Annotated in this window: 18 protein-coding genes; 1 reads left to right on the forward strand and 17 read right to left on the reverse strand. The window is 46.6% G+C overall.

All coding sequences use genetic code 11. The features are described 5' to 3' along the window. Positions 1-11 precede the first annotated feature (11 nt). A complete protein-coding gene (ppsA, locus tag ICN47_RS07560; RefSeq protein WP_216219325.1) occupies positions 12-2,408 on the reverse strand; it encodes a phosphoenolpyruvate synthase in 2,397 nt (798 codons plus the stop codon). 106 nt (positions 2,409-2,514) lie between these two features. Between ppsA and ICN47_RS07565 the strand changes: the two genes are divergently transcribed. Beyond that, complete coding sequence (locus ICN47_RS07565; RefSeq protein ID WP_216219326.1) at positions 2,515-3,342, forward strand: pyruvate, water dikinase regulatory protein; 828 nt, start codon at positions 2,515-2,517, stop codon at positions 3,340-3,342. Here ICN47_RS07565 and ICN47_RS07570 read toward each other — a convergent pair. The 16 genes from ICN47_RS07570 to rpsB form a co-directional block, all read right to left on the reverse strand. Then, the gene (locus ICN47_RS07570; protein ID WP_216219327.1) at positions 3,339-4,163 is read right to left on the reverse strand and encodes an RNA methyltransferase; all 825 of its coding nucleotides are present in this window, start codon (positions 4,161-4,163) and stop codon (positions 3,339-3,341) included. The genes ICN47_RS07565 and ICN47_RS07570 overlap by 4 nt on opposite strands. Continuing rightward, complete coding sequence (gene rnhB, locus ICN47_RS07575) at positions 4,160-4,747, reverse strand: ribonuclease HII (RefSeq protein ID WP_216219328.1); 588 nt, start codon at positions 4,745-4,747, stop codon at positions 4,160-4,162. Before rnhB ends, ICN47_RS07570 begins: the two co-directional genes overlap by 4 nt. Further along, the gene (gene lpxB, locus ICN47_RS07580; RefSeq protein ID WP_216219329.1) at positions 4,744-6,003 is read right to left on the reverse strand and encodes a lipid-A-disaccharide synthase; all 1,260 of its coding nucleotides are present in this window, start codon (positions 6,001-6,003) and stop codon (positions 4,744-4,746) included. Before lpxB ends, rnhB begins: the two co-directional genes overlap by 4 nt. After that, the gene (gene lpxA, locus ICN47_RS07585) at positions 5,963-6,760 is read right to left on the reverse strand and encodes an acyl-ACP--UDP-N-acetylglucosamine O-acyltransferase (protein WP_216219330.1); all 798 of its coding nucleotides are present in this window, start codon (positions 6,758-6,760) and stop codon (positions 5,963-5,965) included. The genes lpxB and lpxA overlap by 41 nt, the downstream gene beginning before the upstream one ends. After that, positions 6,760-7,209: a 3-hydroxyacyl-ACP dehydratase FabZ gene (fabZ, locus tag ICN47_RS07590; RefSeq protein ID WP_216219331.1), complete on the reverse strand. Its 450-nt coding sequence runs from the start codon at positions 7,207-7,209 to the stop codon at positions 6,760-6,762. The genes lpxA and fabZ overlap by 1 nt, the downstream gene beginning before the upstream one ends. A 39-nt stretch (positions 7,210-7,248) precedes the next feature. Continuing rightward, positions 7,249-8,316 (reverse strand): UDP-3-O-(3-hydroxymyristoyl)glucosamine N-acyltransferase, encoded by a 1,068-nt coding sequence (gene lpxD, locus ICN47_RS07595; protein WP_216219332.1) that lies wholly within the window; start codon positions 8,314-8,316, stop codon positions 7,249-7,251. A gap of 5 nt (positions 8,317-8,321) precedes the next feature. Next, positions 8,322-8,849, reverse strand: coding sequence for an OmpH family outer membrane protein (locus ICN47_RS07600; protein WP_216219333.1), 528 nt, complete (start codon positions 8,847-8,849; stop codon positions 8,322-8,324). A gap of 18 nt (positions 8,850-8,867) precedes the next feature. After that, positions 8,868-11,204 carry an outer membrane protein assembly factor BamA gene (bamA, locus tag ICN47_RS07605; protein WP_370626287.1) on the reverse strand — a complete coding sequence of 779 codons (2,337 nt, stop codon included), beginning with the start codon at positions 11,202-11,204 and terminating at the stop codon, positions 8,868-8,870. Between the two features lie 8 nt (positions 11,205-11,212). Then, entirely contained in the window at positions 11,213-12,343 is a 1,131-nt protein-coding gene (locus ICN47_RS07610; protein ID WP_216219335.1) for an RIP metalloprotease, read from the reverse strand. Positions 12,344-12,382: 39 nt separating this feature from the next. Beyond that, complete coding sequence (gene ispC, locus ICN47_RS07615) at positions 12,383-13,567, reverse strand: 1-deoxy-D-xylulose-5-phosphate reductoisomerase (protein WP_216219336.1); 1,185 nt, start codon at positions 13,565-13,567, stop codon at positions 12,383-12,385. Between the two features lie 5 nt (positions 13,568-13,572). Then, on the reverse strand, positions 13,573-14,400 hold the full coding sequence (locus tag ICN47_RS07620; protein ID WP_216219337.1) for a phosphatidate cytidylyltransferase: 828 nt from the start codon (positions 14,398-14,400) through the stop codon (positions 13,573-13,575). Between the two features lie 19 nt (positions 14,401-14,419). Then, entirely contained in the window at positions 14,420-15,193 is a 774-nt protein-coding gene (locus ICN47_RS07625) for an isoprenyl transferase (RefSeq protein ID WP_216219338.1), read from the reverse strand. A 24-nt stretch (positions 15,194-15,217) separates the two neighbouring features. Continuing rightward, the gene (gene frr / locus ICN47_RS07630; RefSeq protein ID WP_216219339.1) at positions 15,218-15,778 is read right to left on the reverse strand and encodes a ribosome recycling factor; all 561 of its coding nucleotides are present in this window, start codon (positions 15,776-15,778) and stop codon (positions 15,218-15,220) included. A gap of 11 nt (positions 15,779-15,789) precedes the next feature. Beyond that, on the reverse strand, positions 15,790-16,500 hold the full coding sequence (gene pyrH, locus ICN47_RS07635; protein WP_216219340.1) for a UMP kinase: 711 nt from the start codon (positions 16,498-16,500) through the stop codon (positions 15,790-15,792). A gap of 184 nt (positions 16,501-16,684) precedes the next feature. Next, on the reverse strand, positions 16,685-17,569 hold the full coding sequence (gene tsf, locus ICN47_RS07640) for a translation elongation factor Ts (protein ID WP_216219341.1): 885 nt from the start codon (positions 17,567-17,569) through the stop codon (positions 16,685-16,687). Continuing rightward, complete coding sequence (gene rpsB, locus ICN47_RS07645; RefSeq protein WP_216219342.1) at positions 17,569-18,318, reverse strand: 30S ribosomal protein S2; 750 nt, start codon at positions 18,316-18,318, stop codon at positions 17,569-17,571. Before rpsB ends, tsf begins: the two co-directional genes overlap by 1 nt. Positions 18,319-18,391: the final 73 nt, after the last annotated feature.

Raw genomic sequence — 18,391 nt, forward strand, 5'->3', positions numbered from 1 at the left:
AGCGGTAAGGTTTATTTCTTACCCAACATCTCCCAGGTAGCAACAACGCTATCCGGATTCAATGAGATAGAAGTAATCCCCTTCTCTACCAACCAGCGTGCAAAATCTGGATGATCTGAAGGTCCTTGACCACAGATACCAACGTATTTATTTTGCTTACGGCAGGCATCAATTGAACGCGCAATCATGAACTCCACTGCAGGATCACGTTCATCAAAATCAATTGCCAACAACTCCATGCCAGAGTCACGATCTAATCCCAGCGTGAGCTGAGTCATATCGTTAGATCCAATGGAGAAGCCATCAAAATACTCCAAAAATTGATCGGCAAGGATCGCATTCGATGGAACCTCGCACATCATGATGAGTCGCAAGCCATTAACACCACGCTTTAGTCCGAGCTTTTCCATCATCTCGATCACGCGTTTAGCCTGATTAATGGTGCGAACAAACGGCACCATGATCTCTACGTTATCAAGACCCATATCTTCACGAACACGCTTCATTGCAGCGCACTCTAATGCAAATGCTTCACCAAAATCTGCCGAAACATAACGTGAAGCGCCACGGAATCCCAACATTGGATTCTCTTCATCCGGCTCGTAACGTGATCCGCCAATCAACTTCTTGTACTCGTTGGACTTAAAGTCTGATAGGCGCACGATCACTGGCTTTGGATAAAAAGCAGCGGCAATGGTTGCAACACCTTCAACCAATTTATCTTCATAGAACTGACGTGGACTCGCATAACCACGGGCAACGCTTTCAACTGCACGTTTCAAATCAGGATCAATATTCGGATATTCCAAAACAGCGCGTGGATGAACACCAATATAGTTATTGATAATGAACTCTAAACGCGCCAAGCCAACACCTGCATTCGGAATTTGGCAGAAATCAAAAGCCAACTGAGGATTACCGATATTCATGGTGATCTTCACTGGAATTTCTGGCAAAACACCGCGAGAAACTTCGGTCACTTCAGTCTCAATCAAGCCATCGTAAATATGACCCTCATCGCCTTCAGCACAAGAAACTGTCACAATCATGCCATCTTGCAGTAGATCAGTGGCATCGCCACAACCCACCACCGCGGGAACACCTAACTCACGAGCAATAATCGCTGCATGGCAAGTGCGTCCACCACGATTGGTGACAATCGCGGAAGCGCGCTTCATTACCGGCTCCCAATTCGGATCAGTCATATCAGCCACCAATACATCGCCTGGCTGCACACGATCCATCTCACTTGGATCACGGATGATGCGCACAGGGCCTGCACCAATCTTCTGACCAATCGCACGACCTTTAGCCAATACTTTGGAACTACCCTTCAGCTTGTAGCGCATTTCGACTTGACCAGCCGCCTGACTCTTCACTGTCTCAGGACGCGCTTGAAGAATATAGATACGGCCATCTTGACCATCTTTGCCCCACTCGATGTCCATTGGACGACCGTAGTGCTTTTCAATGATGACAGCATATTTGGCCAATTCAGTAATGTCACTATCTTCTAATGAGAAACGATTACGCTTCTCAGGAGTGACGTCCACTGTCTGCACTTTTTCAGCAGAGCCCTTTGGCACAAATTGCATCTGAATTAACTTAGAACCCAAGGAACGACGAATAATCGCTTTTTTATCCTGGGCTAGCATGGTCTTGAATACATAAAACTCATCCGGGTTCACTGCACCCTGAACCACCGTCTCACCTAAGCCATAGCTTGAGGTAATAAAGACCACATCTTCAAAGCCGGATTCTGTATCCAAAGTAAACATCACGCCAGCTGCGCCCAGATCTGAACGCACCATACGCTGAATACCAGCAGATAGGGCAACTTCAGCATGAGCAAAGCCTTTGTGAACGCGATAGGAAATGGCACGATCGTTATACAAAGAGGCAAATACTTCACGAATCTTTTTGAGAACATCATCAATGCCCTCAACGTTCAAGAAAGTTTCTTGTTGTCCAGCAAAAGAGGCGTCCGGTAAATCTTCTGCAGTAGCAGAGGAACGAACAGCAAAAGAACCTTTGCCAGAGTCATCTAATACAGCAAATGCTTTACGAATTTCTTCATCCAGCTTTGGCTGAAAAGGCGCTGTTTCAATCCATTGACGAATTTCAGCACCAGCTTCTGCTAAAGCACGAACATCGTCAATATTGAGATTTTCTAAACGCTTCTGAATGCGCTCAGTCAAATTATTGTGATTGAGAAAATCCCGAAATGCCAATGCGGTGGTCGCAAAACCAGTCGGCACCCGAACACCGGTGGAAGCCAACTGAGAGATCATCTCGCCTAAGGAAGCATTTTTACCGCCGACGGACTCAACATCAGTCATCCGGAGTTGCTCAAAAGGCAAAACATAGGCATCTGCCATACTGCTATTTTGTTGCTGTTGGTTGGACATAAAATACTCTCTAAAGATAAGGAAACTGGTATAGCGGCCACCCTAAATGGGGCATGCTTTAATATGATTCTATTGTAGTGCTGACCCTGACTTTTAAGCCAAATCCATGTCTACTCAAACCCGTATTGTTTTTATTGTTTCTGACGGCACCGGCATTACCGCCGAGAACTTCAGTCAGTCCATTTTGGCGCAATTTGAGGCCACTTTTAAGCATATTCGCGTCCCTTTTGTGGACAGCGTTGATAAAGCGCATGATGCGGTCAGCAGCATCAACCAAGCGGCCAGCAAATATGGAGTTCAGCCTATCGTTTTCACCACTTTGGTGAATTCAGAACTCAATGCCATTGTTGCCAAAGCCAATGGCTTGATATTAGATATGTTCCAGACCTTTGTGGCCCCCTTGGAGGAGGCGCTGGGTATTAAATCCACCCATGCAATGAACCGCCTTCACCACAATGCGGATACGGATGCTTATAAAAACCGCATCGAAGCCATAAATTACTCCCTTGCCCACGACGATGGTCAATCCAATCAAAACCTGGCTGATGCTGATGTGATCTTGGTTGGCATCTCTCGAGTTGGCAAAACACCGACAAGTCTTTATTTGGCGATGCAATATGGGCTCAAAGCCGCTAACTATCCTTTGATTCCGGAGGATTTTGAACGTGGCCGCCTTCCAACGGATTTAGTACCATTTAGAAGCAAGATCTTTGGCCTCATGATCGATGCCGAAAGACTTTCGGAGATCCGCAATGAACGTCGCCCTGGAAGTAATTACGCCAAACTTGAGAACTGTCGTTATGAAATTAACGAGGCGACTGCGATGATGAAAAAGGAATCGATTCCTTGGGTAGTTACTACCAGCAAATCAATCGAAGAAATTGCGACCACCGTTTTGCAGGCAATTAAATCGGATAAAACAATCTTAGGTTAACTGCGTCTAACGCGCATCGTCTCAAATAAACAGACGGCTGCCGCAGTAGAAACATTCAAAGATTCCACACGTGGATCAATCGGAATAGAAATTCCTTTTGACTGCGCCAACAGATCTTCTGAAACGCCCTGGCCTTCGCTTCCCATGACCCAAGCAACGGGATGCAATAAATCATCCTGAAGAGAAAATAGCTCGCAATCTGCGTCTGCGGTAGCGGCTAACAATGGCGCTGTGACCGCACTTAATACTTGTTGATTGGACCAACCTTCATAAAGATCTAATAAATGGTGCGCACCCATACCTGCCCGCAATACTTTGCTTGACCAAAGATGCGCGCAACCAGTAATCGCAATCACCTGAGTAAAGCCAGCTGCCGCAGCACTACGGAGTATTGAGCCAACATTGCCAGCATCTTGAATGCGATCTAGGATCAACACATCTCCTGCCAACGTTCCAATCGATTGGGGTAGTGTCAGAGAAGACTTCGGTAAGTCCAGCAGTCCCGCTATATGGGGTGCATTCACTAAATCACTGAGCAGATCCCATAGCGCGCTGTCCCATTGGGAAACTCGGGTATCAGGACAGCTCTCTAGATGGGAATACACCGCATGGGCAATCTCATTATTTTGAAGCCCCAGCTCGGAGGTCAGCAAAACACTTAATGCCGGATCACCAACCCAGGTCTGAACGAGATGAATACCCTCTAAAAGTGCTTTACCACTTGAAATCCTGGCCTTTTGACCTTTAGAACCCGTAGCTTGAAGTACGCGAATCTCTTTAAACAAGGGATTCTCTTTAGAGGTAATGAGATCAAAACTCATAAGGCCTCCAATATTCTGCGCACTGGCGCAAAACTGCGGCGATGCTCTGCACAAACCCCAAAGTTCTGAAGGGCTGCGAAATGCGCCTCCGTGGGATATCCCATGTGCTGGGCAAATCCATACTGCGGATGACGTTCGTGTAATTCTTGCATTTGACGATCACGAGTGACTTTAGCCAGGACGGAGGCGGCAGAAATCGCCGGCTCCTTAGTGTCGCCCTTCACAATGGCCTCAGCTGTAATAGGCAACTCTGGGCAACGATTACCATCAATGAGTGCCTTATCGGGCCAAGCACCTAAACGGGTCGTTAAATCCTCTATAGCACGGCGCATAGCCAACATGGTAGCTTGCAAAATGTTGATCTCATCGATTTCAGCAGGTGAGGCTTCGCCGATTCCCCAAGCTTTCGACTTTTGCATAATCTGTTCATACAAATATTCGCGGCGTGCAGGGCTCAGTTTTTTGGAGTCTTTTAATCCTGCGATGGGGTTTCCTGGATCGAGCACTACTGCTCCCGCCACTACCGCCCCCACCAATGGACCACGTCCTGCTTCATCCACGCCGCAGACCCAAATGACGCTCATTGCGTCACTCGCTGTTTACGTGAGCTTGCAATCGTTTGAGCTACTGCCTGCGCAACCAAGAGCCCCGTAGGACGACGAAGTGTTTCATGCATCTGGGCAAATCGTTCTTTCAGCTTGGCAACTTTATTTGGATGATCCAACCAATCTTGTAATGCGCTGGCTAATTTTTCAGGTATTGCATCATCTTGCAATAGTTCAGGCACTACAAATGCCCCACACAGGATATTGGGCAAACCAACATACGGCAAATATCCTTGGCGCTTCATAATCTGAGCCGTTAACCAAGGCACCTTATAAGAAATCACCATCGGTTTCTTCCATAAAGCTGCTTGAAGGGTTGCCGTACCACTAGCAATGAGGACAACGTCCGATGCCTCTAGCACTTCATCTGCCATACCATCGAGCAAATGAATCTGAATATCAGGATGAGTATTTTTTGTCTTGAGTAATAACTGCTCAAGAGGCTCACGCAATCGAGGCGTTGCTACCGGAATTAAAAAGTGGAGCTTCTGCCCTTTTAATCGCTCCATTAAAAGGTGCATTGTTTCAAAAAAGACCGGGGCGATGAGTTCAATCTCAGAACCACGACTGCCAGGCAGAACGGCAACCACAATGCCATCGAATGTGTTACTAGCAATATGTAAAGTCTTAGCAATTTTTTCTCTGGCGGCCTGGGTATTTGGCTCAAGCGGTATATCACTCGCTAAAGGATGTCCCACATAAGTAGATGCGACGCCAGCGCGATCATAGATCTCTGTTTCAAAAGGGAAGATACACAACATGCGCTCAACCGCGTGTGCAATTTTTTTGATACGCCCCGCTCTCCAAGCCCAAATCGAGGGAGAGACTAAATGCAAAGTCGGAATGCCAGCCTTATGCAATTGCAACTCAACGCCCAAATTGAAATCCGGCGCATCGATACCCAAGTAGACATCTGGACGACCCTCGCCAAGGAGGTTGGCAATGAGCTCTTTGCGTAACTTCAAGATTGCAGGCAATTGCTTAATGGCTTCTACATAACCCCGAACACTCAAGGTCTCCATCGACCAATCTGAACGCATACCTTCGGCCTGCATACGAGGACCACCGATGCCGTAGATCTCCAAGTCGGACATATCTGGTATTTGATTTAGCGCACTCAATACTGGAGCTGCAAGTAAATCACCAGAGGGTTCGCCAGCTACACAAGCTAACTTAGGCAAAGTTAACCTATCGTTACCGAATGATGCCGCGCGTAGATGCGGCAATAAAGTCATGGAACTGCGCTAGCTTTTCTGCAGTAGCAGCATCACCAGCACTAGCTATCACCATCTTCTGAAGCTCAACCTTGGCATCTTCAAAGCTCAGGCCATCTTTATAAAGCACCTTATAAGCCTGGCGTAGAGCTGAAATCGTCTCGCTTGAGAATCCGCGGCGTTTTAAGCCTTCCACATTAATGCCGTGAGGAGATGCCTTATCTCCAGCAGCAATCACAAAAGGCGGAATATCTTGCACCAAAGCAGAGGCGCCGCCCAACATCGCATGCTGCCCAATGCGAACAAATTGATGCACGCCAGACATACCACCCATGATGGCCCAATCATTGACATGAACGTGGCCTGCAATTTGTGCGTTACTAGAAAAAATGGTGTGGTTTCCAATTTGGCAATCGTGAGCGATATGCACGTAGGCCATGATCCAATTGTCATTACCGATACGCGTAATACCCTCATCTTGAGATGTGCCGGTATGGATCGTAGTGAATTCCCGAATCGTATTGCGATCACCAATAATTAATTGCGTTGGCTCGCCGCGATATTTCATATCCTGAGGAGGCCCACCAATTGCTGCAAAGTGGGCAAAGATATTTTGCTGACCAATAGTGGTGTAACCCTCAATCACACTATGAGAGCCAATCTTGGTGCCGGACCCGATTTTGACATTAGGTCCAATCACTGAAAAAGGTCCAACCTCGACATCACTGGCTAACTCAGCCTTGCTATCAACTACAGCAGTTGTATGAATGCGAGTCATTACGCGCCTTTCGTACGAACCGCACAAGTAATGTTGGCCTCTGCAGCTAATTCACCATCAACAGTAGCCTGTACTTGGAATTTGTAGATGCCTGCACGCTCACGCTCCAACTTAGCCGTCATGATGAGTTGGTCGCCAGGTAACACTGGCTTTTTAAAACGTGCGCCATCAATTCCAGCAAAGTAATACACCGCATTCTCTGCTCGCTCTTCCGAAAAAGTCAGCAGCGCAGCAGTTTGAGCAAGGGCTTCAATAATCAATACACCAGGCATCACTGGAAAATCTGGGAAATGACCCTGAAAAAAAGGCTCATTCATGGTGACGTTTTTTAAAGCAGTAATACTCTCGCGCGGAGTAATTTCCAACACGCGATCTACCAATAAAAACGGATAGCGATGCGGCAACAACTTTAGAATCTGATTGATATCGATTGCAATAGCTTTGCTCATAAATTACCTACTTAATTAATAAATCTGGTTACGGAAGTCCTAAGACTCCCTATTTTGGTTTTTATCCAATAAACGCAAGCGTTGACGTATTTTATCTAGACCGCGCAAGATAGCGGCATTTTTCTCCCAAGCGCTATGGAGCATTGAGGGATAAACCCCGGTGAAATGCTGTCCAGGCTCGGTAATGGAGCGAATAATCGAAGTATTACCAGACACGGTAGTTCTATCAGCAATCGTGAGGTGTCCAGCGAAGTTGGCAGCGCCTCCGATGATGCAGAAGTTTCCTATCTTGGTACTGCCGGAGATAGCCGCACATCCAGCAATAACGCAGCAACTACCAACCGAAACATTGTGGGCTATTTGCACTTGATTATCGATTTTGCTGCCTGCTCCAATGACCGTATCACTCATCGCGCCACGGTCTATCGTCGTCGAGGCTCCTACCTCTACATCATTGCCAATCACTACTCTTCCGGTTTGAGGAATTTTTACCCACTCACCGCCACTGGCTGAAAAGTCAGGCGCAAAACCGAAGCCATCAGCTCCAATCACTGCGCCGCTATGAATAATGCAACGCTCGCCAATCTGAGTGCCGTAATAAATCGACGCCGAAGGATGAATAACTGAATCATTGCCAATGATGCTATCGCTTGCGATAGTGGTGTTACCTAAAATCGCTACGCGTTCACCTAATTTCACACCAGCGCCAATTTGCACAAAGGCGCCGATATGACAAGAGGCCGGAATACTGGCGCTCGGATCTATCGAAGCACTGGGATGTACTCCAGACTGATACTGCGGCATAGTAGATTGCGCAAAATGCTGAGCCATTCTTGCAAAGGTAGCGTAGGGGTTCTTTGAAACGAAATACACCCGCCTTGCAGAATACGCGCTAGGGTTAGCTTGTAAAAAATCGAGGTCTGCTTGACTGACAATCAGGGCGCCTGCTGCACTATCGCTAGCCTGCTGTCGATACAAGGGATTTGATAAGAAGGATATTTGATCCGACTGCGCGCGCTCCAAAGGAGCGAGGCCATTCAATGCGAGGGAGGCCTCCCCCACCAAGCTTGCTTGAAACTGTTTGGCCAGCTCGATGGCGGTAGGCATAAAGCTTACTTGAGACTGTTCAGAGCCTTGATCACATCATCGGTGATGTCGGCCTTCGGGCTGACATAGGCTGCTTCTTGAACAATCACATCCAACTTTCTTTGTTCTGCAATTGACTTGAGCACTTGATTTGCTTTTTCAGCAATCTTTGCACGCTCTTCAAAGGTACGTTGATTTAAGTCTTCTGTAAATTCACGTTGCTTACGTTGCAACTCGCGATCTTGGTCAGCCAACTCACGTTGACGACGAATACGTTCGGCTTCATTCATGACGGCAGCATCACGGTCAAGCTTTTCAGCAGCTGATTTAATTTTTTGCGCGCTATCACGAAGATCATTCTGGCGCTTTGTAAATTCGTTCTGCAAACGCGTTTGCATTGATTTGGCTAAGTTGGACTCGTTAAATACTTTTTCAGAGTTCACAACCGCCACACGGGTTCCAGCATCTTGGGCATATACATGCGATGCAGAAAATGTGGCAATCACAGCAACCAAGCCGGCTTGAATCCATTTTGAAGAATGATGAAGCTTCATAAAACTTTCCTTAAACAATTAAAACGCTGTACCTACCTGGAACTGCAATCGCTGGACGTTATCCGTTGGTAAGGACTTAATCGGGATACCGTAGCTGAATTTAAGCGGCCCCAGCGGTGATATCCATGATAAACCTAAGCCATAAGAATAGCGTAAAACGAGATTGATATTTTGGCCATAAACGTTACCGCCGTCCACGAAGGTAAATACCCGCAAGGTCTTATCGGCACCAGAACCCGGCACGGGCACCGTATATTCGAGGTTTGTCACAATCTTGGACTGCCCGCCGGTAGGCTGATTTGTACCCGTATTGGTGTTGTAGAAGGTTGGTCCTAGGGAGCCAGGGGCATAGCCTCGAACCGATCCGATACCACCAACATAGTAGTTTTTGACAATTGGGAAGGGGTTATTTCCGTAGGCTTGGCTGTAACCAACCTCACCGTTGAAGGACAGGATGTTGCCCTTTGAGAATGAGTGGTATTTCTGATACTGGCCATACATCCGGTAAAAGGTCATGTTTCCTGCTGGAGTGCCTACCTCAGCAGACAATTGCTGAAGCGAACCAGCAGATGGAATCAAAGAGCTATCTCGACCATCGCGTGACCAACCTACAGTAACCGGAATGTTGTAGGTAGTTAAAGTCGCGGGGTATCCAGGAGGCGCAATGCCGTAGCTTTCCGCATAAGTCAGATAAGGCTGAGGCGTGCTCGAGGATGTAGTGATGCGATAAAACTCTAAGCCGGAACCAAAAAATACCCGATCTATTTCACTGTAAGGAACGCCAAACTTAATATTCGAGCCAACGGACTTGATTTGGTAGCTTGGATCACCCGTGTAATACAAAGGCTTGGATGAGCGATAGTACAAATCGGTATAGCGACTAATGCCATCTTCGGTGAAGTAAGGATCGTATTGCGATAGGGCAATGTTTTGATTGATCTTACCCAGTGCGGCATTCAAGCCAATCGCCGTACCTGTACCGAAAGCATTGTCTTGATTAATACCAGCAGAAAGAATGACCTTCTCTGTTGAAGAAAAACCTGCACCGACAGTCACAGAGCCAGTGGGCTTTTCTGAAACTTTGACGTTGACATCCACCTGGTCAGGAGATCCCGGGACATCCTCGGTGGTGATATCTGTTTCAGTAAAGTAGCCAAGGCGTCCTAAACGTTTTTTCGATAAGTCAATCTTTTCGCCGTCAAACCAGGAGCTTTCAAACTGACGCACCTCTCGACGAATCACCATATCGCGAGTCTTAGAATTTCCTGTGACATTGACCTGACGTACATAAATACGACGACCCGGATCAATCACCAACGTAATGTCTACCTCGCTTTGGTCACGACGAATATCGGGCTGCGGATTGATGGTGGCAAAGGCATAACCGTAGGAGCCCAGTACCTCTGCAATTGCCTTAGTACTCTCTGTAAGTTTGGCTGAGGAGAAGATATCTCCAGCTTTTAACGTTACCAACTGCATCAACTCATCTTCCTTGCCCAACAACTCGCCAGCAAGGCGGACGTTTTTAACGGTAAATTGGGTGCCTTCACGCACACTGATCGTTAAGTAGATGCCCTTCTTGTCGGGAGTAATTGAAACCTGAGTAGAGTCAATCACAAACTCAAGATAACCACGATTCAAATAGTAAGAGCGAATGTTTTCTAAGTCAGCCGTTAACTTTTGCTTAGAGTACAGATTGTCTTTACTGTACCAAGAAAGCCAACCACCTGTTTTTAACTGCATCTCGCTTCTGAGCGTGCTTTCGCTAAAAACATTATTTCCAATAAAGTTGATTTCCTGAATTTTTGCTACAGGACCCTCATCAACGTTGAAGTAGATTGCTACTTGATTGCGCTCCACTGGAGTCACTGTTGCTACCACCTCTGCGGCGTACATTCCCTTGCCAATATATTGGCGTTTTAATTCTTGCTCAGCTTTATCAATTAAAGCCTTGTCATAGAAACGGGCCTCAGCCACACCAACCGCTCTCAAGGATTTACGAACCATCTCTTGATCAAACTCTTTCATCCCCGTAAATTCAATACGAGAAATCGTTGGACGCTCTTCAACAATCACGATCAATACATTGCCTTGAGCTTGAATCTGTACGTCTCTAAAAAAGCCAGTGCTATACAAAGCTTTAATCGATTCGGCACCCTTCTCATCGGTAAAGGTGTCGCCCACTTGAACAGGCAAATAACTAAAGACGGTTCCTGGCTCTACGCGCTGCAAACCTTCAATGCGAATATCTTTAATGACGAAAGAATCTGCGGCTTGGACATTCAAGCTGAAAGCAGCGACAACCACCAATAGCAGTTGAGCAACAAAACGGGCAAAAACAGAAGGAGTAGAGATCAAAAAATTCAAGGCGAAAAATAGCGTTGTAAATCATTAAACAAGGCTAGGAGCGAGAGGGAAATCAGCAAAAGAAAGCCCAGCTTCTGGAACCGCTCTTGCATGGAAATCGAAATCCGCTTACCAGCAACCAACTCCCATGCATCATACAGGAGCTGACCCCCGTCAAGCATGGGAAAAGGGAGCAAATTGAGCAGCCCTATGCTGATGCTAATCAGGGCTAAAAAGGCAAAAAATGCTTGCCAGCCAACCTGGGCTAACTTCCCAGCCATATCAGCAATACTCAAGGGTCCACCAAGCTGCTTGATAGATGTTTTGCCAGTGAACATTCCGGCCATTAGCCTTACAGAAACTTTGGTCACGAGCCAGACCCTATGGGAGGCGTAAAGAAGCGCATCCAAAGGCCCTAACTGCAGCTCCTGCCAGTTAGATGTCGGGATGATAGTTGGCTTAATCCCGAGCGCTTGCATAGGGTCAGAATTTGGTGAAATTTTAGGCAATTCTGGTGCCGGAAAGGCCTTTATAAATCGACCTCCAGAAGGACTCTGTAGCTCTAAAGCAAAACCGTTTTCCGCCGTAAGCGCATCGAGCAAATCCCAGCGCAAAGCATTCCAGCTTCGAACCACTTCAAATTCACCTAAAACACTGCTTGCATCATCACCATTCAAGTCTTGCCACCCCACTACTCGATCACCTTGCATGAGATCTAACTTGGCAGCCAAGGAGTGCTCTGGAGGAGTATCTAAAACGGCTGGTAACTGCGGAACGCCAGAGATATAAATCACGGCAAACAAAATGATAGCTAAGAAAAAATTGGCAAACGGTCCTGCAGCAACAATGAGAGATCTTTGCCAAAGTTTTTTGCCATCAAAGGCACTTGCTTGATCCTCCAGAGTAATCACCTGCTCCCGATCTCTCCCATCTAAAAGTTTGACATAGCCACCTAAGGGAATAGCTGCCAACACCCACTCAGTCTGATTCTTTGCTCGATAAGTAAAAAGTGGTTTACCAAAACCAATAGCAAAACGCAGTACGCGAACACCACAACAACGAGCAGCGAAGAAATGGCCAAACTCATGAAAGCTCACCAATACACCCAGGGTAAGCAAAAAAGCAGCTAGTGTGATGAACGCTTGCAAATAAAGTCCTTAGTTGATTTTTTAAGGCGCTGAGAAAAATTACTGTTGGAGTGTGCCAATAAAGTCTTTTGCCACTCTTCTTGCACGGGCATCCACATCCAAGATGAGCTCCAGAGAATCAACCGGGCCATTCTGAATAGCGCTTAAGGTTTTTTCTACTATCACGGGAATTTGCAAATACGGCAGACCGTCATCCAAAAAGGCACCCACTGCAATTTCATTGGCTGCATTCAGAACTGTAGGCGCTACGCCACCTGACTGAGCAGCCGCAAAGGCTAATGCTAAGCAGGGGAAACGTTTAAGGTCTGGCTCGCTAAAACTTAATGCTGCAAGCTGAGCTAAATTGAGTGGTGCAACACCAGCCTCGATGCGCTCAGGCCACGCCAATCCATAGGCAATGGGAGTCCGCATATCAGGCTGCCCCAACTGCGCCATGACCGATCCATCTACATAGCGCACCATCGAATGCACCACGCTCTGAGGATGTATCAATACCTTGATCTTTTCTAAAGGCAAACCAAACAACCAAAAGGCCTCAATCAACTCTAGCCCTTTATTCATCATCGTTGCTGAATCAACGGATATCTTTCTACCCATCACCCAATTAGGATGAGCGCATGCCTGCTCTGGAGTAATTGCCGCCAATTGATCTAATGGGGTATTTCTAAATGGCCCGCCGGAGGCCGTTAACCACAACTCCTCAACACCTAATCCTGAATGAGGATCTTGGGCAAATTTAGTGGGAAGGCATTGAAATATGGCGTTATGCTCACTATCAATTGGAAGAAGCTCTCCTCCTCCGGATTTCATGGCCTGCATAAATAAATTACCGGACATCACCAGCGCCTCTTTGTTGGCTAGCAATACCCTCTTACCAGCCTTGGCAGCTGCAAGGGTAGGCACTAAGCCGGCCGCCCCAACAATGGCAGCCATGACCGTATCGCAACCAGACTCCGTCACGGCAGAAACGAGTGCCTCAGGGCCATACAAAACTTGAGTACGAATATTTTTCTCTAGGAGCAATGCACTTAAACGCGCAGCGCCCTGAGCATCGGCAATCACAGCAATTGCTGGAGCAAACTCCTCGCACTGTGCTGCCAAAAGCTCAACCTGGGTATTAGCAGTTAAGGCAACTAACTTAAATCGATCGGGATGTTTACGAATGACATCTAAGGTATTAACGCCAATCGATCCGGTAGAGCCTAAAACCGCAATATGTCGCATCGGCTTTACACCAGACCTGCTAACAATGCTGCAATCGGCATAGTGGGAATCAGTGCGTCAACACGATCTAAGACGCCGCCATGCCCCGGCAATAAAAAACTACTGTCTTTCACGCCAGCCATTCGTTTTAACTGGGATTCAAACAGGTCACCAAAAATACTGAATACGGTTAAAACTGTCACCATCAATAGTGTAGGTACCCAGCCAAATCGAATCGCCCAGGCACCAAATAAGGTAGATTCAAACGGTAGATAGAAAATGCAAAGCAGCGCATACCCATAGCAAAGCAGTAACCCACCTAAAGCACCCTCAATCGATTTACCAGGACTGATTTGCGCAGCGAGCTTCCGTTTACCGAAGGCTTTACCAACAAAATAGGCACCAATATCAGCTACCCAAACCAAGGCCATGGTACTTAAAAGAAATATCAGTCCAAGCTCTCGTAGGAATACCAGCGCAAACCATGTAGCTGGCAACAAAATCAAACCAAGTACGACATAAAAAGGTCGTAATTTTTGCAAAGTAATGTTCATCCCCTTTGCCAAAATAAAAGGGGCCAAGAAAAACCAAAAGATCACTGCCATGAGTAACAAAGCAAATTGCCAGGCTACGTTTTGCATTCCCAGCAAAAACAAAATAATTGCTAAACAAAATAAGGCGTACAACCACGCAGCACGAGCAGCTTCAGGACTGAGTAAGCGACTCCACTCCCAGGCGGCCGCTAATAGCGCCACTAAGAAAAAAGCGCCAATGTATACAGGAGGCAATAAAAACAGAATCGGCAATAAAACCGCCAACAGAACAATGGCAGTGATGATTCGCGTTTTTAACATGGGGTAACTAAAAGAAAAATCAAACTGCGTCACTCATCGCTTGCGATGCAAGCTGGGCACTCGTGCGCCCAAAGCGACGCTCTCGTTGACTGTACCAATCAAAGGCTTTATGCAACTCTGCCTCGTCAAAATCAGGCCATAGAACATCTGTGAAGTACAACTCGGTATAGGCTAATTGCCATAACAAGAAGTTGCTGATGCGCTGCTCACCACCAGTACGAATAAATAAATCTGGTTCCGGGGCATAAGCCATGGAGAGATGAGGCTGCAGCAACTCTTCCGTGACCTGCTCTGGCTGAAGATTGGGGTTAGCTGCAATACATTGACGCATCGCTTGCAAAACATCCCAACGACCGCCATAGTTAGCAGCAATCGTAAAAGTTAAACCTTTGCAACCTGCTGTCTTTTGTTCAGAAAACTGCACCATCTCTTGAATAGCAGAATCAAAGCGACTCAAGTCACCAATTAAACGCAAAGCAATATCGTTTTCAGCAAGACGTGAAACCTCACCCTTAAGAGACTTTAAAAAGAGCTTCATTAAAAAGCCTACCTCTTCGGGTGGGCGACGCCAATTCTCCGAGCTAAAGGCAAAGACAGTTAGGTATTCAACACCCATCCGACGACACTCTTGAACAATTTTGCGGACCGCACCCAAACCCTCTGAATGCCCAGCGACACGCGGCATTAAGCGCTTGCTTGCCCAGCGACCATTACCATCCATGATGATGGCAACGTGGCGCGGTATGGCGCTCGACTCTGGAACGGCTAAAGTTGAACTGGAGTGCTTGGTCATAAAAGGTAAAGATTCTGACAGGTACTAAACCGTCATGATCTCTTTTTCTTTTTCCACAATAATCTTATCGACCTCAACGACTGCTTTATCAGTCATCTTCTGAATTTCATCAGTAGCGCGACGCTCTTCGTCCTCAGAAATTTCTTTGTCTTTTGTAAGACGCTTGAGATGCTCGTTGGCATCACGACGCAAGTTACGCACCGCAATCTTGGTTTCTTCACCTTCGCTCTTGACTACTTTCGTTAATTCGCGGCGGCGCTCTTCAGTCAATGCAGGCATTGGCACACGAATCACAGTACCTTGCGAAGCTGGATTTAAACCTAAGTCTGAATCACGAATCGCCTTCTCCACCACCGCAACCATCGTCTTTTCAAATGGCTGAACATTAATTGTGCGCGCATCGGCTAAACCTAAGCTAGCCACCTGACTCAAAGGGGTTGGGTTACCGTAGTAATCCACCTGAATGTGCTCCAGAATTCCTGGGTTAGCACGGCCTGAACGAATTTTTGCTAAATTGGTTTTCAAAGCCTCAAGAGACTTTTGCATCTTTTGATCAGTATTGGTTTTAATTTCTGCTGCAGACATCAGGCCTCCTATTAAACGTGTACTAAAGTACCTTCGGGTTCACCCTGCACCACACGCATGAGAGCGCCTGGCTTGAGGATTGAAAATACTTTGATTGGTAGCTTACGGTCACGACACAACGCAAACGCAGTCGCATCCATCACCTGTAAATTTTTGATTAGTGCTTCATCAAATGTAATGGTCTTATATAAGGTTGCTGTGGGATCTTTTACTGGATCCGCGCTATAGATCCCATCGACCTTGGTTGCTTTAAGCATGATTTCAACACCCATCTCTGCACCGCGTAAGGCGGCTGCAGTATCGGTAGTGAAGAATGGATTACCTGTACCCGCAGCAAAAATAACCACCTTGCCTTCGCTCATTGCCCGAATAGCACGCGGACGAATATAAGGCTCAACCACCTGATCCATACGAATGGCGGACTGTACTCGAGCCTCAACACCTTTTTGACGAAGTGCGTCTTGCAATGCCAAAGAATTCATCATGGTTGCCAACATACCCATGTAATCGGCAGTAGCGCGATCCATACCTGCGGCTCCACCTGCAACACCTCGGAAAATATTACCGCCGCCGATCACGATAGCAAGTTCAACTCCACTATTGACCACCTGCGCTATTTCAGAAACCATGGCGTCAATAGTGATTGGATTGATGCCGAATGCATCATCACCCATAAGGGCTTCACCAGATAGTTTTAGGAGGACTCGTTTGTAGGCTGGCATGTTTTTTATTTTCCGTAATTTGCCAAGTAATTTACTTACTTAGCTTATTGATCTTTAAGCGCTTTTTAATATCTCCGCCAAATTATAAAGGGCTTGGGATAGATCAAAGAAAAGGGCATAGAAACCTTAGTTTCTATGCCCTTTTGGGTATTACTGACCATCCGGGGCAAGCCCCAATGACTAGTTAGGCAGTTGCCTTAGAGGCAGCAGCTACTTGAGCAGCAACTTCAGCCGCAAAGTCGTCTTGACGCTTCTCAATGCCCTCACCTACAACAAACATGGTGAAACCCTTGATTGTTGTATTTGCAGCTTTGAGCATTTGCTCAACGGTTTGCTTGTCGTTTTTAACGAAAGTTTGGTTCAACAAAGAAACTTCTTTGAGGTACTTCTGAATCGAACCTTCAACCATCTTTTCAACGATTTCTGGTGGTTTTCCAGATTCAGCAGCTTTTTGAACAGCAACGCTTCGCTCAATCGCAATGGATTCAGCAGGAACGTCAGCCATCGACAGAGCAACTGGCTTCATAGCGGCAATGTGCATTGCTACGTCTTTAGCTGCAGTCTCATCACCTTCAAACTCAACCATCACGCCAATACGAGTACCGTGTAGGTAAGAAACCAATTTGCTGCTATCAGCAAAACGCTTGAAGCGACGCGGCATGATGTTTTCGCCGATCTTACCGATCAATGCGCTACGAACAGCATCAACCGTGGAATCACCCATCGGCAATGCCAACAAAGCCGCTACGTCAGCTGGGTTCTTTTCAGCAACCAACTTGACGCATTCGTTTGTGAATGCCAAGAAATCATCATTTTTAGAAACGAAGTCAGTCTCGCAGTTCACTTCCAACAAAGCACCAGTAGCGCCATTGATAAATGAAACAACAATACCTTCAGCAGTCACACGTGAAGCAGCTTTACCAGCTTTGCTACCAAGCTTTACACGCAGAATTTCTTCTGCACGAGCCATATCACCATCAGCTTCAGTTAAAGCCTTTTTGCACTCCATCATCGGAGCATCAGTTTTGGCGCGTAACTCGCCAACCATTGCAGCGGTAATAGCGGCCATTATTCAGCTTTCCCTTCTTCAACAAACTCTTCTTCACCTTCTTTAACTGCTGTCAGGATTTCTTGAACAGAGTTTGCTTTACCTTCGAGGATTGCATCAGCAATTCCACGGGCGTAGAGCAATACAGCTTTGCTTGAGTCATCGTTACCAGGAATGATGTAATCAACACCTTCTGGTGAGTGGTTGGTATCTACAACAGCGATTACTGGAATACCAAGCTTGTTAGCTTCAGTAATAGCAATCTTGTGATAGCCAACGTCCACTACGAAAATCGCATCAGGAACACCATTCAAATCTTGAATGCCGCCAAGTGCTTTTTGCAACTTGTCGAGATCACGATCATTAGTCAAAGCTTCTTTCTTAGAAAGCTTGTCCCAGTCGCCAGCTTCTTTAGCAACTGCCATGTCTTTCAAACGCTTGAGGGAACCTTTAACAGTTTTGAAGTTGGTGAGTGTGCCACCCAACCAACGGCTGTCGATATAAGGCATACCAGCGCGGGCTGCTTCTTCAGCAATGATCTCGCGTGATTGACGCTTAGTTCCTACAAATAAAATCGTGCCACGATTAGCAGCAACTTGCTTTGCAAATTTCAGAGAATCCTGAAACATTGGCAATGTTTTTTCCAAGTTGATGATGTGGATCTTATTGCGATGACCGAAAATATATGGGGCCATCTTTGGCGACCAGAAGCGCGTTTGGTGACCAAAATGGCAACCGGCTTCCAGCATTTGACGCATCGTTACTGACATAACTTCTCCTAAGGGTTTAGTTCTAAGATTGAGTCCTAGCTGCGCTAAAAAACGCCACCCTGGAAGGCTCAAC

This window comes from Polynucleobacter sp. AP-Latsch-80-C2 (genome assembly GCF_018882185.1).
GTDB lineage: Bacteria > Pseudomonadota > Gammaproteobacteria > Burkholderiales > Burkholderiaceae > Polynucleobacter.